Source organism: Capilliphycus salinus ALCB114379 (assembly GCF_047276495.1).
GTDB lineage: Bacteria > Cyanobacteriota > Cyanobacteriia > Cyanobacteriales > Microcoleaceae > Capilliphycus > Capilliphycus salinus.
The window spans coordinates 5013522-5029646 of record NZ_CP178543.1 but is presented as its reverse complement, the minus strand read 5'-3'; the positions used below and the strand labels follow the sequence as shown (position 1 = coordinate 5029646).

Genomic DNA, 16125 nt, shown 5'->3' with positions numbered 1-16125 from the left:
AAACCGAGCAACTGTTTTTGATAAATAACAACTCAGTTTAGATTTGCGATTTGCCGATTTTATAGTATCATATCTAAACAATATCAGCATTATTAACGAGTGGAGAAGTGAACAGACATCCATTGCTACTGCATTAGATAGGGCGATCGCCTTCTCAAAGCTTCTCCCCAACCCAATAATACTGATCTCATCAGGCTGCATAACTTTCCATTGTCAAATACTCAAGCCAATCCTATTGCTAGAGTAACAATTATGACTTAATTCTTGTATTCTGAATCCTGCAATTTTTGGTAAAATTATCAATAAATTCAGAATCGGAGTCAGCAATTAATCAAACAATGGAATAATGATGTTATTGCCGTCCGAAAGTTTAAATTTAAGTTCAATTAACCGGGTTCGTGAGGGGAATTAATCACCATGAGATTTGCTACATTTAACGCTTCTCTTAATCGAAGTACAGCAGGAGAACTAATTACCGACCTGACCACACCAGACGATCCGCAAGCCCAAGATGAAGAAACCGATCCGGGGACTCCCTTTACCCTGGAAATTCTCCACGCCGCAGACCAAGAAGCGGGAATTCCGGCCATTACCGATGCGGTCAACTTTTCGGCCGTCCTCAACGCCTTAGAAGCCGATCCCGAATTTGAAAATACCCTGAAACTGACTACCGGCGACGTCTTCATTGCGGGGCCATTTTTCAACACCAGTCGGGAAATTTACGGCGAACCCGGAATAGCCGATATTTTAATTAACAACGCCCTCGGTTTTCAAGCCTCAGCCATCGGCAACCACGAATTCGACCTCGGCCCCGACGCCCTCAATACCCTCATCCGCCCCGACGCAGAAATTACCGGGCCGGGAATCCCCGAAGGCGGTTATCCGGGAACGGCCTTTCCCTATCTTTCCACCAACCTCGATTTTACGGGCGAACCCGATTTAGCCGAATTGGTCGTAGACCCCGCAAATGCCCCCCAACCGAACACAATTACTGATAGTATTGTCATTGAAGTAAACGGCGAATCAATTGGGGTTGTGGGTGCAACTACGCCTCAGTTACCTGCAATTTCTAATATTGGCGATATTACCGTTACGCCGCCCGATCCCAATGATATTAACGCCCTCGCCGCAACCATTCAACCGAGTGTGGATGAACTGGTAAATCAGGGGGTTGATAAAATCATTTTACTGTCTCATATGCAGCAAATTTCTGTGGAAGAACAACTGGCAGAATTGCTGACAGATGTTGATATTATCATGGCGGGAGGTTCTAATACAATACTCGCCAACGAAGACGATATTTTGCGAGAAGGCGACACCGCCGGACGTCCTTATCCGCTTGAGAAAACCTCGGCCAGCAATGAACCCGTTTATGTGATTAATACCGATGGAAGTTATCAGTATGTCGGGCGGTTAATTGCCGATTTTGATGCCAATGGCATTATTACCGGAATTGGGGAAAAAAGCGGCGTTTATGCAACCGATGAAGCGGGAGTGGATCGGGTTTATGGCGAAGATGTTAACCCCGCAGAATTCGCAGATCCGACTGTGGTTGAAGTGACCTCGGCAATTGATGAAATTATTCAAGAAAAAGAGGGGAATGTTTTTGGTTTAACAGAGGTGTTCCTGAACGGAACTCGCGGAGATGTTCGCACTCAAGAAACGAATTTGGGGAATTTAAGTGCGGATGCTAACTTGGATATTGCCCAAGAATACGATGAAGATGTTGTCGTTTCGATTAAAAATGGGGGCGGAATTCGCGATAATATTGGGGTGGCATTTATTCCGCCCGGTGGTGTAAGTGATGAGTTAGAAAAACTTCCTCCCCAAGCCGTTCCGGGTCTTAAAGAAGAAGGGGAAATTTCTCAGCTTGATATTGAAAACGCCCTGCGGTTTAATAATGATTTATCGCTATTAACTGTAACCGCAGAAGAACTCAAACAAATTCTAGAACATGGTGTTGCAGCAGTCGCCCCCGGTTCGACGCCCGGACAGTTTCCCCAAGTGGGCGGTTTAAGGTTTACTTACGACCCGACTCAACAAGCGATAGAATTTGAACGGAATGAAAACCAAATTGCAACGGGAGTCGCCACAGAAGGGGAACGAATTGTTAGTTTAGAAATTGTCGATAACGAGGGGAATGTAGTTGATACTGTTGTTGAAAATGGTCAACTTGTTGGGGATGCTAGCCGCGAAATTCGTTTAGTTACGTTGGGGTTTTTAGCCAACGGTGGCGATAGTTATCCGTTCCCGTTGTTTGGGGAAAATCGGGTTAATTTAATCGAACAACCCGCCCCAGAAACGAACTTAGAAACCTTTGCAGAAGATGGAACAGAACAAGATGCTTTGGCCGAATATTTAGCCGAAACCTTCCCGGCTGATGATGATGCAAATACACCGGCATTCACCCAAGAAGATACTCCAATTGAACAGGATCAACGCATCCAACAAGTTGAAGCCGATACTACACCTCAACCTCAACCCCTCGCAAAACTTTTAGAAGTTCAAGGACGCTTTGAAACGGGAATTTTTAACGATTCCGCCAGTCAAATTAACACCTTTGATAGTACGACTCAACGGGCTTTTGTCACCAATAATGCTGAAGTGAGTCTCGATATTATCGACTTTTCAAACCCCGAAGAACCGACATTATTTCAACGAGTTGACCTCTCACAATTTGGCGCCGTTGTTAACAGTGTGGCGATATTTGAAGGATTAGTTGCTGTCGCCGTTGAAGCCAATGTCGGTCAAGATAACGGTCAAATTATCTTCCTTGATACTGAGGGGAATATTCAGGGCGATCCCATTATAGCCGGGGCGTTACCGGATATGCTCACCTTTACCCCCGATGGTAGCACAATTTTAGTCGCCAACGAAGGCGAACCCAGTTCTGATTATACAAATGATCCCGAAGGTTCAATTAGCATTATTGACGTTGAAACTCGGCAAGTTACAACCGCAACTTTTACCGCTTTTAACGAACAAATAGACGAGTTAAAACAAGCCGGAGTCAAGATTTTTGGGCCGAATGCAACCGTCGCCCAAGACGTCGAACCCGAGTTTATCACCGTTTCCCCGGACTCGACAACCGCTTACGTTAGTTTACAAGAAAATAATGCGATCGCTGTTGTTGATATTGCCAGCAGTACGGTAACAGATATTTTACCGCTTGGCTTCAAAGATCACAGCCAAATTCCTTTAGATGCAAGCGACCGAGACGACGCCATTAATATCGCCACCTATCCGAAATTATTCGGACTTTATCAACCCGATGGGATAGCTACCTATGAAGCAAATGGAGTCACCTATATTGTCACTGCAAATGAAGGCGATAGTCGCGACTATGACGCATTTAGCGAAGAAGAAAATATCGACGATCTAACTCTCGATCCAACCGCTTTCCCCAACGCCGCAGAATTACAACTTGAAGAAAATTTGGGGCGTTTGGAAGTAACAACCAGCCTCGGAGATACGGACGGCGATGGCGACTATGACGAACTTTATGCTTTTGGGGGCCGATCTTTTTCCATTTGGGAACCGACAGAAAATGGTTTAGAATTGGTGTTTGATAGCGGCGATCAATTTGAACAAATTATTGCCCAACAGTTCCCCGACTTTTTCAATACCACCAACGATCAAAACGTCTTTGACGATCGCAGTAACGATAAAGGATCGGAACCGGAAGGGGTTGCTATTGGGGAAATCAACGGGAAAACATACGCTTTCATCACTTTAGAACGGATGGGCGGTATTATGTCTTATGATATTACCAACCCCAACCAACCCCAGTTTCTCGAATACATTAATCCCCGAAATTTCTCGGTACAATTTGATGAAAACGAAGAGGGAGATCCCGCACCGACCCCCGAACAATTAGCCGCAGTTGGCGATCTCGCCCCGGAAGGGATTACGTTTGTACCCGGAGAAAACCCGAAATTAATTGTTAGTAACGAAGTTAGCGGAACCACAACAATTTATTCTATAGCCGGTCAAAATAGCGCCCCGGTTTTAGAAGAAACCCCCGACTTGAGTTTAGGAGAATTGGAAAACCTCTCAAACCCCGATAACTTGGAGGGGATTTCTATTAGCCAGTTTGTTGGGGAAATTAGCAGCGATAGCGATGATAATAATATTGGCATTGCGATCGCAGGCGTTGATACAACAAACGGAACTTGGGAATATTCCATCGATAACGGTGAAACTTGGATTGTTATTACTGGCGTTTCCCAAGAAAATGCTTTACTCTTAAATGCAACCGCCCAAATTCGTTTTATTGCCACCAGTATTACCTTTACAGGCACCATTGAACGCGCAATTACATTCTACGCTTGGGATGGAACTTTTGGAGAAAATGCAACTTTTGCAAATGTCACCCAAACCGGTCAAACGACCGCCTTTAGTGAAAACTTCCAAACCGCCAGCTTGACCGTTATTGAACAACAAAATATTCCCCCCGTTGTTGATGAAGAAATTCCCAACCAAACCGGAGAAGTTAATATTGGTTTTAACCTCAATATTTCTGATAACTTCCGCGACGAAGATGATGATCCCCTCACCTTTAGCAGTTCTAATTTACCGCGTGGGTTAACTCTAGATGAAAATACAGGATTGATAGTCGGAACTCCCATTAATGCGGGAACCTTTGATGTTACCGTCGTTGCTAGCGATGGTGAAGCCGAAGTCGAAACCAGTTTTCAGTTCCAAGTTTCACCGTTTAATATTCCTGTCATTCCCCCGTTACCCGACGACGATGACGATCAACCTCCCGTTGATGATGGGGATGATGATGGCGACGATGACGGCGATCAGGACGGCGATCAGGACGGCGATGACGATCAGGAACAACCCCCCGTTGATGATGGGGATGATGATGGCGATCAGGATGGCGACGATGATGGCGATGACGGCGAAACCCCACAACCCCCCGTTCCTCCGGTTGACGTAGAAATTCCGGTTCGTCCACCCAATACCACAACCAACACCATTGAAGGCGATGAAGACGATAACGAACTGTTGGGAACCGATGAGGGTGAGGATATTTTCGGCTTCCAAGGTATTGATATTCTCGCCGGATTAAATGGGGATGATAATATCTACGGGGGCGGAGATGATGATCTGATTTTGGCAGGTCTTGGCGATGATAATGTCTACGGCGATGTCGGAAATGATTCGATCTTTGGCGGTATTGGCGGTACACTTCCCGGCGATCCCGAGAGTGATTTTGACTACATCGAAGGTGGAGATGGAAATGATATTATCTTCGGAAATACCGGGTCAGATACCATTGTTGGCGGTAACGGAGAGGATATTATTTTCGCCGGAAAAGATGACGACCTCGTTAGCGGGGGTGAGGGGAATGACTTCATCGCAGGTGATGAGGGAAATGATACTCTCGTCGGCGGTGACGGACGCGATCGCTTTTTGTTTGTTGAAGGGTCGGGAACCGACTTGATCGCAGACTATGAAGATGGTCAGGATCTGTTTGTGTTGGGTGAAGGGTTAACTTTTGACCAACTGACTATTACTCAAGTTTCCGGTCTAACTCAAATTCAAGTTAGCAGTACCGATGAAGTTCTCGCCACTTTACCGGGTATTGCGGTGGGAGATATCGGTGAAGAAGACTTTACCTTATTTGAACCCATTGAAACCCCGTTAGACTCCTAATGAGTGAAAAACCCGGTTTCTAGATTTGAAAAACCCGGTTTCTCAAAGAAACCGGGTTTTTGACCCAGGTCACTGGTAACTGGTGACTGAAAACCCTGTCCCCTAATAATGCGATCGCTTTTTTATTCCTAAAATAGTCAATTTTCCTGAAAAATTTCCCCAAAATTTCCCCGATTTTCGATTGACAAATCCTCGGACTTGACCTATTCTAGAAGAATGGAAATCTGTGCCGACCTATAACGTAATTTTTCCACCCCGCTTCACGACAATTTAGGCTTAAATTTAGGCTTTTCAAAACTCCTCAATTAATTAACTTGCAACTCTCAACCCCTCACTCAACTTTCGCCCCTAAACCATAAGTTTTTCTAATCAAAACCACGAACTCGTTTTAATAAACAAAAGATTTGTGAAAAAATCGAAATTTTTACTGAGAAAAATTTTCAAAAAGTTGACGAAAATATAGGGGTTCTGGTAAGCTATAAAAAACACCACTCAAGGGGTTACTCTGTCCACACGTCAAAATAAAAGCTAAAACCCCGATTCTCTCGTTAAAAATCAGAAGATTATGACAAAAAAATAGCAACCCCGACGCACGAATTTTGAAAGTCCAAAGCCAAGCCCAAAATAGACATCTTGACAAAACAGATAATTTATGTGATACGAAAAGAATAGGTATCAGTGTAGGGGCGGGTTCGGAATAAATTAATCATGTCCCACTCTCAACCCATATAAACCCGCCCCGGAGTCGTGAGGTTACTGAAAACTGACAACTGTAAAAACTGGTATCGGAGTGACTGCTATAATGCTTTAGTCTATTTTCATTTGAGACTCCCTTCGGCTTTAGCCGAAGGGATTCTAGAGGTTATCGCGCACAGGGGATAAATCCACCTGTTTAGACATTACTCTAGTTAAGGGATTCCCATCCACCCCATCCTTTAAACCATCTGCATCCATTACAAATACAGCTTTCTGAAGGTCTAAAGGACATGAAAAACCTAGCCATTGACCTATATTTTGACTGGCGTTCCAGTCAGCATTGCATCGATAACCATCAAAACCTGTGAACCAATGCCCATTTCTTTTCCCGATAAAACCATTACGATGATCAGATTTAGAAGTATAAGGGGCAGGGATTGATTCAAAAGGTACACCTGCTTTGATCGCTTTATAACGAGTTAACGCTTCCAATTGAAAGTATGACCAAGCATGACGGCTGTTTCCTGCATCAGATCTGACTTTTTTAGACTGTTTTGAAGTTTGCCTAATATTAGACAGATATTCAAATCTTAATCCCATGCCATAATCTTTGGCAAATTGGACTAACTGCTTGGAAATGCAATGATTGATATAGGTTATGATTCGTCTTTCTTTAGACTCTAACCGTTTAATTACTTTGCGCTTATTTGCTTTTTGGAGTTGTTTTCTAAGTTTTTGGTAGCGTCTTCTTAAATGTTTAATTGGACGACCATTCCAGAATTTACCAAACCCATTAGGCAAAGCGGCAACAGCAATTTGGTTTTGTCCTCTATCTACTCCAATCCAGTTTTCAACTTGTTCAGCATCAGGAACATCCATTGATACTGATAACAAAACATACCAGATACCTTTCTTAGACTTCCATAACTTCAGACTACCTTTCTTAGCTTCAGAGTTTATGATTTTGTCTAAGACATTGGTATGACTAGATTGATGAATAGCTAAGGGAATGCGCTTTTTAACTCCCCTGACAATTGAGAAAGCGACTGAATAAGTATTACCTTTTTTCTCAATTCGCCATCCTTGATTATTAACTTCAAGAGGCAGACATTTGAACTTTTTAACTTGAGTTGCAGCACAACTATTACGGATAGTTTGATTAATCCAGCCCGACCCAATTTCAATCTGATTAAAATCCTTGCTGGTGTACTTTCTTCTATCCGTTTTAGGAATTTATAACAATTGATTACCAATGCCCGTATTCAACTTAGTTAGTCGGTCAAACTCTTGCGCTTTGCATTGGTTTAACCGATAAAAAGGAAGCTTCAATGTCAGAGTTAAAATAGCCATGAAGCTCACATCTTAACACACATCTTGCAGCCATCGTGTAAGATATAAACACTTCGGATTAAAATCCGACGGGTCGCCTTTCATCCGAGCGTTAAAACGACTCGGCTTTCATTCTTCCGTGTTAATCTAGGTAAAATGCAAATCGCTCTGTTTGGCACCAGCGCCGATCCCCCAACCGCAGGCCATCAAAAAATTTTGAGTTGGCTATCGGAACACTTCGATCAAGTTGTCGTCTGGGCGTCCGATAACCCGTTTAAGTCTCACCAGACCACCATAGAACATCGGACAACCATGCTGAAAATTCTAATAGAAGATATTCCCCGCAATAACATCGCCCTTCACCAAGAACTCAGCAGTCGTCGCACCCTCGAAACGGTACAAGGCGTCAAACAATATTGGCCGGATGCCGAATTACATTTAGCCGTCGGTTCCGACTTGATCGGCCAGATGCCCAACTGGTATAAAATCGAAGCATTACTCAGCCAAGTCAACCTATTAGTTATCCCCAGACCCGGTTATCCCGTCGAGGATGAGAAGGTCAAAACACTTGAACAACTCGGGACAAATGTGGCGATCGCTTCCGTTACCGGTTTACCCGTTTCTTCCTCAAACTATCGCGAAAAGGGAGATCCCGAAACCTTAACCCCCGCTATTTCCGCCTATATCGAACAAAACCGCCTGTATCAGTCTTCTCAATAGGGTTCGAGAAAACCCAGTTCATCGAGTTCTAGGCTAGAGTTAAAATTAACATCAGCTACTATTACTCCGAATCAGATTCTCATCGGACTTAACCGTTGAATTGTACATCAGTAACTCAAGCAGAACTAGATGGCAGGACGCAGCCAAAAAAAAACCACTTCTCATCCCCTAGAAGACTTCAAAGTTGGAGTCGATAATATTATATTTTCTGTTGATACCACCCAAAACCGTTTGTTGGTTTTATTGGTGATGCGACAAGAAGAACCCTTTCGCGATCGCTGGAGTCTACCGGGAACTCTGGTTCGTCAAGGAGAATCTTTAGAAGAAGCCGCCTATCGGATTTTATCGGAGAAAATTCGCGTCAATAATTTATACTTAGAACAATTATATACTTTTGGCGGGCCGCATCGCGATCCCCGTGAAAGTCCCGAGAGTTATCATGTTCGTTATTTATCGGTGAGTTATTTTGCGTTAGTTCGGTTTGAAGAAGCCGAATTAATTGCCGATGGCGTTACAGGAATTGCTTGGTATCCCCTCGAACAAGTTCCCCAACTGGCTTTCGATCACAATCAGATCTTAAAATACGGTTATCAACGTCTACGCAATAAACTTGAATATAGTCCCGTCGCTTTTGAAGTTCTACCCGAATTATTTACATTGGGAGATTTGTACCAACTCTATACTACCGTTTTGGGGGAAGGATTTTCCGACTATTCCAATTTTCGCGCCCGTTTACTGAAGTTGGGGTTTCTCTGCGATACCGGGAAAAAAACATCACGAGGGGCGGGACGACCCGCAAGTTTATATCGGTTTGATGCCGAAGCATTTGCACCGTTTAAAGATAAACCGCTAGTCTTTGTTTAGGCTGTGAATATTCTCTCAATGAGGGTTATAACAAATGACTTGAGAGTAGAAAGACCCCAGAATCAATCCTACAAAAATTATTAACCCAATCCAAACTAGCTTTTGGGTTTCGGTTGTTCTTCAATGGTTGTAACTCTTTTACGACTCACTTCTTTCCATTCCTCCTTAGGTTTTTGGGGGGGTTTTCCTTCTTCATGCCAAATTAAATAAAGGGCTATTCCGAGAAAAATGACGATAACTTCCATTGTTCAACTCTCTCCTATTTTGATTAAGGACACGAACGTTTAAAGGGGATAGAATGACCATTCGAGGGTGACAAATCCTGTCCTCCAGTCGAAGGTCGTCAACCTAGTCGTTTTATGGTAAATGTTAGGTATTCTACAGATTGCTCTGTATGAACTTCCGGACAAAACTTAAGAAGTTCTCTAACATCCCTAAATAATTCCTTACAGGCTACTACACTTTTCCCATAAATGACACTCTATCCCCCAGGATATCTTGAATGATTTCTTCGTAGATCATCCCCACTCATTGCAGCATAAAATCGGGTCAGCCCAACTCCCCTAAATTACACTGCTGTTTACATGATATCTCAATTTTTTAGAATCCCTAACTGTCCGAAAGAATAGTTAAATGGGCCATTGTAGCGTGTTCAAACCCACCTAACCTCCCTCACAACGTAACCGGGGGCGATAACTGAAATGAGGGTTCAAATACCTTCGGGAAGTTCAAGCCTATCTAATCCTTGAACAGTTGATTTTTGCAGCAATTTGTCAACCCAAAATAAATCGGTAATCATATCGACTTCGGGAGGACGTAGACCATACGCCCTCGCTATGAATAGATTTTAGCCAAAAACGGCTTTGACTCCAATTAAAATCAAACTCATTAAAACCGTTAACCCGAAAATGAAAATCGCAAAAGCTTCATTATTTTGGAGGGGAGGGTTGGCGTTTGTTTGGTTTGAATGTTGCACGATAAAATTCCTCAAATTTCAATCAAGTTAAACCCGATATCGGACAAAAAACCGGTTACTCAGAGATCAAATTACACAAATCCCAAACTCCCGACGAATTTCTTGCAAAGACAGATGAAGATAGGATTCGTAATTTTCCCAATCCCATTTTTTTCGCATCTGAAACGTTCGCCAAATAACCCGAAAAACTTGGGGTAAAGCCTTCAGAAAAAGCCCAAAGGTTTGTAAATAGCCCGCTTCTTGAAAAATTTGTTGAGTTTCGGGATAATTCAGATAAGCCAGATAGCGGGAAAACTTCATCGTAGAACCAAATAACGTCCAAAAATCCGTTAACGTTTCATCTACAATAGAAGTGCTACAGCCAAAAACCACATGAGTAACATCGTGAGATTGAAAAAACTTTTTAATCTCCAAACTGCTATAATTATAAGTGGTTAGTCCGGGAATATTGCGATAATATTCCTCCAGTCCTTCTTGTAAGGTTTGAGTCGAGTTTTGTTGCTGATATTGATAAGCCATCGCGATTAAACTCATTCTTCATATCTCTAAGATGGCAAACTATCAAACACTACACCAGGGAAAAAAAGAAAGTTAAGTTAGGAAGTTAAACCGGAAGTTAATGATAAAATCAATAAAATCAGCAATAGTGATCCGAAAACCCCTCTAACACCAATCTAACACCAAATATTGTAGGGGCGTATGGCATACGCCCTCAACTCAAATCAGACCGCTATATGTATGTTTTTCGTTCACATTATCAGTCCCCAAAAGTCTATCCCAGAAGGTAAAATACAATCCATAATTCACCCGATAATTGCGATGATGAATAGAATGATAGGTCGAACTAATTAACCATTTTCCAAGCCAATGATTGGGGAAAGCCGGAAACAACTCAAAGCCGAGATGATTAACAACAGCCCAAATTGTCATCGTCGTGAGTAACAAACCCAAAACAACAAAATGAATAGGGATAATAAAAACAACTGCAATTAGAAATAATCCTTGAATTAAAGTTTCAGGAAAATCGAGGGCGAAAGAAGTCCAAGGCGTCGGATAATTCGACCGATGATGACCGCTGTGCAACCATCGAAACAAGCGGGGATGATGAAAGAGTCGATGAAAAAAATAGAAGCAAGTATCCTGCAAGAAAATTACACCCACGAAACTGATAAATAAATAAAAAACTCCATAATCATCAATTGAATAATAGAGGCGGGTTATACCCGAATGGTATATTGACAGGAGAAAAGCAGCGCAAATCGCAAAAACAAGAGTTGATATTATAGAAAGTTGAATATCCTTTTTAATTAAATCCCGGTTGGGAGACTTAAAATCTAAATACAGCTTTCCAAAAAAGCCCCCAAACAGAGAATAAAAGAACCAGTATGTGCCTCCGGCGATGACAAAATAGCGAATCAAAGTAATTGCAAACAAAGCGGAAAAATAAAACAACCAAAGCTTCATAGTTTTGAGCGATTCTTGAACATTAACAATTGAATTAAAATTAGCACGAAAATTCGGCGAGTTGAGCGAGAGTAGATTAAACTCTTTTTTAAGCATCACAGTTGTTTTGAGAAAGTTCATCTATCTAAAGGTGTGATACCGTTCCCACTCAGCAAATGAAAAGTCGCGCACGTCTTGGGCGAGCATCTATGGCCAAGTTATTTCAAATGAGAATAGTTGTGATAGTTGTGAAAAAATCGGTCACGCCACGCTAACCCCTCCAAGCTACACCGAATTTAGATACCGTGCGGATACGCCTCACCCCCGTTAGAAAAACAAAAAGGACTGTCTTTGTTACAAAAATCCCTTGTTACCAAACCCAATCTCAGATACTCTAGTAGATTGTTGTCTGACTTGTCGTGTTAACCCAACACCTGCCAGAATACTATGAAATGGATACCTAGAGGAGTGAACAACCGAAGCCCTAGAAGCCATCAACCCGCCAACCGCAAGCTAACCCGCTTTCAACACAAAGCCGTGATTAGCATCTTTTTTGTGTTTGTGGGATTGATGTTAACTCAAGTTCAAGCTTATTCTTTACCGCCAGATTCAATTTATACAAATCTTCCGACGCCGAAAGTTGAAAAACCCGAAGGCGAAATTCTCCAGAAATTGCGGTCAAATTTGTTAGAAAAACGGCAATTTTTGCGAAATCGGATTCAGGAAGTTTTCCCCGATTCAACAAAAGTCCGAGAAAAATTAGCAAAATTAACAGAGGAAGTAGAATCTTTAAGTCAAGCCGCAAATCTTCCCGAAAATAATCTGAATCAAGTTATCCCCGATTTACCCCAAATTCAAGAAAAATTAGGAGAATTAACCAAAGAAGTAGAATCGCTCACCCAAGGCGTAGATATTCCCGAAAATAGTCTTCAAGAAGTTTTTCCCGATTTACCCGAAATCCAAGAACAATTGGGCAAATTAACCGAGGAAGTTAAATCTCTTACCCAAGCTACAAATCTTCCTCAAAATCAACAGGCAACTCGCCTCGATAATGTTAACCATCAGCGGGAATTTCGAGGCGTTTGGGTGGCATCGGTTGCTAATATTGATTGGCCGAGTAAACCCAATTTACCCGTCGCCCAACAAAAGTTTGAATTGTTAGCAATTCTCAGCCGCATGGAGGAGTTAAATCTGAATGCGTTAGTGTTGCAAATTCGACCGAATGGCGATGCGTTTTATGCCTCTCAAATTGAACCCTGGAGTAGTTGGTTAACGGGGGCGCAAGGTGTCCCGCCAAACCCCTATTATGACCCGCTTCAATACGCCATTGAAGAATGTCACAAACGCAATATTGAACTTCATGCTTGGTTCAATCCCTATCGCGCCAGACTCGCCCGCCAAGACTCACCTTTTGCAGCGAATCATATGGCGGTTATGTATCCGCAATACGCCTACCGTTACGGTGATTTAATTTGGATGGACCCCGGCGTAAAAGAAGTACAAGACCGCACCTATCAAGTGATTATGGATGTGGTTCAACGCTACGATATTGATGGGGTTCATATGGATGATTATTTTTATCCTTATCCCGTTTCTGGCGTTGAATTTCCCGACTCTCAAACCTACGGTGCTTATCGCGCTTCTGGCGGAACTTTATCGCTTTCAAATTGGCGGCGTCAGAATGTTGATCTGATGATAAAACGCATCGCAGAAGGGATAAAAGCAACGAAACCTTATGTTAAATTTGGGATTAGTCCGTTTGGAATTTATCGCCCCGGAAAAGCGCCCGGAATTGTTGGATTAGATCAATATGAAGCGTTGTATGCTGATGTAAAATTGTGGATGGAACAGGGTTGGGTTGATTATTTGGCGCCGCAATTGTATTGGCGAATTGATCCCCCCCAACAAAGTTATCCGGTGTTGTTGAATTGGTGGCTGCGACATAATCCTCAGCAACGTCATATTTATGCGGGGAATTATTTGAGTCAATTAGACAATGGTTGGCCGATTTCTGAGTTGGAACGTCAAGTTCAAATTTCTCGCCAAAATGCACAGTATTTATCGCTCGGAAATATCTTTTTTAGCATGAAGATTTTCCGGGATAATCGTCAGGGTGTGAACGAGATTTTTAAATCCGACTTGTATTCAAAACCTGCGTTAGTTCCGGCGATGACTTGGTTGGATAACGAACCGCCTCAACCGCCTACTGATGTTACCGTTAGTTATGATACTGTTAGTTGGAGTCCGTCTTTATCGGAGGATATTCGCTCTTGGACGGTCTATCAACAGCAGGGAAGTAGTTGGGAATTAATGGATATTCTTAACGCGGAAACGACAACGGTAAGGCTTCCAAAGGGAACCTATGCCATTAAAGCGGTTGATAGAATGGCGAATGAAAGTGTTGAACAGGTGGTCGCCGTTCAGTAAAGGCTCCCGTTTGACAATAATTTGACAATAATTTGACAATAAAAAGTGTTAGAAACCCGGTTGTTTTCCTCAACTGGGTTTCTCTGTCATATCATGTCCGACTAATTAATAATCCTAAACGTAGGGGCGGGTTCTCCATTGATGTTGACGACTACTCCGAGATTGACATAAACCCGCCCCGCCCCATAACACACATTAATCAACCGGATATCATATCAGTAGACACTCAAAAACCCGGTTTCGTAAAAGTTACCGGGTTTTTGGCTTGGTACCTCACACAAACGCACATCGGTATAACTAAAAAGACTGGTCACTGTTGACTGTTCACTGTTAACTGAAACTCCCCTACCAAGGACTACTAACTAAAGTAAAACCTGACCAATAAAAAGGATGAGAAAACTCGGTTTCTCCCAATGTAGATAAACTCTGTGGTAAAGGCTTTTCTCCTCCCGAAAATTTCAAAGCATCTTGAGTTAAACGCACCTTTCCTTGAATCATTTTAATTTGAGTTTGTCTGATGGTTTCTGCTTTGGTGGGTGCGGTTTTTAACTGTTGATAAAATTCGCTCATTAACGCTAAAGTCCCAATATCGCTAACATACCATAAACTCGCCAAGGCAGACTGAACCCCCGCTTGTAGCGCCAGCCCCGCAAAACCCAACTCTACATCTTCATCTCCGACTGCGGTTTCACAGGCGCTCAAAACTAATAATTCAGCCGGGGGATTATTCCAGCTAATCTCTTTCATTTGGTCTAAATTGAGTTTAGTATCCCAAAATTGAATGTAAGAATTTTCCGGTTTTCCGGGTTTAAATTCGGCGTGAGTTGCCAAGTGAATAATGTTGAACGCTCTGGAAGCGACTTGAGTTTTTAAGTTGTTTAAAGTAAAGTCTTGATTGAGAAATAATTTACCAGGCCAACGGTTAGAAATGGCTCGAGTTGAGATTTTTTCCATCACATCCGCATCAACAATGGTTGTCAGTTCAATGGGAACGGCAGGTAGAGGACTATTATTCGGAAATACCGAGGCTCCCATCGCCAGAATTTTTGCTTTTTGAATGGGAGTATAGTTGGAGTCAATTAAGTTAAATGCGGGAATAATTGAAAGGCTGTATTTTTCGATTAAAAATCCTTGGCCGTCGTGCAGTGCGGCTATGGGTAGGGTACGCAAACCTTTTCCCAAACAAAATAATACTGTATCTATTCCTTCTTTTTTCAGGTTGGCTTCAAAGGGTTTGATAATCCATTGATAAAGTTGTTGAGCGTGACTCAAGTAGGAATCTGTGTAAAGTTTACGGGGATTGGTAATTTCATAATGAAAGGCTTTTACAGCCTTAATTAAAGTTTCCCGTTTTAGGGATTCTATATCTTGAACGAGAGGCTGTTTACCCGGAGAAATAAAGACTAAATGCAAATATTCTGATTCGGGAATTGCCCACAAAACGGCAGGTTTTATATTACTTTTCAGGCTAATTTCTGACAGGGTTTGAGCAATGTCATCGCCGGCTTGGGCGACATCAGCGAGGTTGCGATTAAAATAAACCTCAAATTCTTTTTCTAATCTTTGCTCCATTTTCATCACTTTCTCGGATAAAGTGGGGTCGGAAGCAATCTCGTACTGTTCCGAGGGACTGGGTTTGATGTCTTGGGAGAGGGTTTTTTCTGCACTCAAGCTGACAATAATAACGAGGGAAAGGATAAACCCAAAAATCGTTACACCAACCTTGTATCTGTTTTTAGAAGCAAAGCGTTTTCGGAACATACAGCACCTCATCTGATGTTTGCTCATTTGTAAATGTAACGAATATTAATTGAAAATGGGAAGATTTAATGAGGTTTCTTTACAACTAACCTTTTGTTTGCTCTAACATCAATTCGGTTTGCAAGCAAGTCGCACAAATGGGGGACAGACCCGACGGGAATAGCCCGATTTTTAATGATTTTTTCATCAAATTTTGACGCAAAAAATCAGGAGAGACGTTTGTTTTCTCTCCTGACACGGGAGTT

General features: G+C 42.4%; 10 protein-coding genes. 4 read left to right on the top strand and 6 right to left on the bottom strand.

Annotated elements, in window-relative coordinates; genetic code table 11:
• Positions 1-417 precede the first annotated feature (417 nt).
• Entirely contained in the window at positions 418-5664 is a 5247-nt protein-coding gene (locus ACL6C3_RS20355) for a choice-of-anchor I family protein (RefSeq protein ID WP_413160864.1), read from the top strand.
• Between the two features lie 855 nt (positions 5665-6519).
• Here ACL6C3_RS20355 and ACL6C3_RS20350 read toward each other — a convergent pair.
• Positions 6520-7371, bottom strand: a complete 852-nt coding sequence (locus ACL6C3_RS20350; protein ID WP_413168378.1) for an RNA-guided endonuclease TnpB family protein — start codon at positions 7369-7371, stop codon at positions 6520-6522.
• 474 nt (positions 7372-7845) lie between these two features.
• Between ACL6C3_RS20350 and ACL6C3_RS20345 the strand changes: the two genes are divergently transcribed.
• Together ACL6C3_RS20345 and ACL6C3_RS20340 are read left to right on the top strand one after the other, a co-directional pair.
• Complete coding sequence (locus ACL6C3_RS20345; RefSeq protein ID WP_413160863.1) at positions 7846-8409, top strand: nicotinate-nucleotide adenylyltransferase; 564 nt, start codon at positions 7846-7848, stop codon at positions 8407-8409.
• A 129-nt stretch (positions 8410-8538) separates the two neighbouring features.
• Positions 8539-9273: an NUDIX hydrolase gene (locus ACL6C3_RS20340; RefSeq protein WP_413160862.1), complete on the top strand. Its 735-nt coding sequence runs from the start codon at positions 8539-8541 to the stop codon at positions 9271-9273.
• A gap of 95 nt (positions 9274-9368) precedes the next feature.
• Here ACL6C3_RS20340 and ACL6C3_RS20335 read toward each other — a convergent pair whose 3' ends face one another.
• The 4 genes from ACL6C3_RS20335 to ACL6C3_RS20320 form a co-directional block, all read right to left on the bottom strand.
• The gene (locus ACL6C3_RS20335; protein ID WP_413160861.1) at positions 9369-9518 is read right to left on the bottom strand and encodes a hypothetical protein; all 150 of its coding nucleotides are present in this window, start codon (positions 9516-9518) and stop codon (positions 9369-9371) included.
• Positions 9519-10120: 602 nt separating this feature from the next.
• Entirely contained in the window at positions 10121-10249 is a 129-nt protein-coding gene (locus tag ACL6C3_RS20330) for a hypothetical protein (RefSeq protein WP_413160860.1), read from the bottom strand.
• 66 nt (positions 10250-10315) lie between these two features.
• On the bottom strand, positions 10316-10783 hold the full coding sequence (locus ACL6C3_RS20325; RefSeq protein ID WP_413160859.1) for a hypothetical protein: 468 nt from the start codon (positions 10781-10783) through the stop codon (positions 10316-10318).
• Between the two features lie 183 nt (positions 10784-10966).
• Entirely contained in the window at positions 10967-11833 is an 867-nt protein-coding gene (locus tag ACL6C3_RS20320; RefSeq protein WP_413160858.1) for a sterol desaturase family protein, read from the bottom strand.
• A gap of 327 nt (positions 11834-12160) precedes the next feature.
• Between ACL6C3_RS20320 and ACL6C3_RS20315 the strand changes: the two genes are divergently transcribed.
• A complete protein-coding gene (locus ACL6C3_RS20315) occupies positions 12161-14119 on the top strand; it encodes a family 10 glycosylhydrolase (RefSeq protein ID WP_413160857.1) in 1959 nt (652 codons plus the stop codon).
• A gap of 345 nt (positions 14120-14464) precedes the next feature.
• On the opposite strand, the gene ACL6C3_RS20310 is transcribed toward ACL6C3_RS20315, so the two are convergent.
• Positions 14465-15880, bottom strand: coding sequence for a CHAT domain-containing protein (locus ACL6C3_RS20310; protein ID WP_413160856.1), 1416 nt, complete (start codon positions 15878-15880; stop codon positions 14465-14467).
• Between the last annotated feature and the right edge of the window lie 245 nt (positions 15881-16125).

What these genes read in the sequence shown, in the direction of transcription:
- ACL6C3_RS20340 (WP_413160862.1), top strand. Translation starts at nt 8,539, where the DNA reads ATGGCAGGACGCAGCCAAAAAAAAACCACTTCTCATCCCCTAGAAGAC.
- ACL6C3_RS20320 (WP_413160858.1), bottom strand. Translation starts at nt 11,833, where the DNA reads ATGAACTTTCTCAAAACAACTGTGATGCTTAAAAAAGAGTTTAATCTA.
- ACL6C3_RS20355 (WP_413160864.1), top strand. Translation starts at nt 418, where the DNA reads ATGAGATTTGCTACATTTAACGCTTCTCTTAATCGAAGTACAGCAGGA.
- ACL6C3_RS20325 (WP_413160859.1), bottom strand. Translation starts at nt 10,783, where the DNA reads ATGAGTTTAATCGCGATGGCTTATCAATATCAGCAACAAAACTCGACT.
- ACL6C3_RS20335 (WP_413160861.1), bottom strand. Translation starts at nt 9,518, where the DNA reads ATGGAAGTTATCGTCATTTTTCTCGGAATAGCCCTTTATTTAATTTGG.
- ACL6C3_RS20310 (WP_413160856.1), bottom strand. Translation starts at nt 15,880, where the DNA reads ATGTTCCGAAAACGCTTTGCTTCTAAAAACAGATACAAGGTTGGTGTA.
- ACL6C3_RS20345 (WP_413160863.1), top strand. Translation starts at nt 7,846, where the DNA reads ATGCAAATCGCTCTGTTTGGCACCAGCGCCGATCCCCCAACCGCAGGC.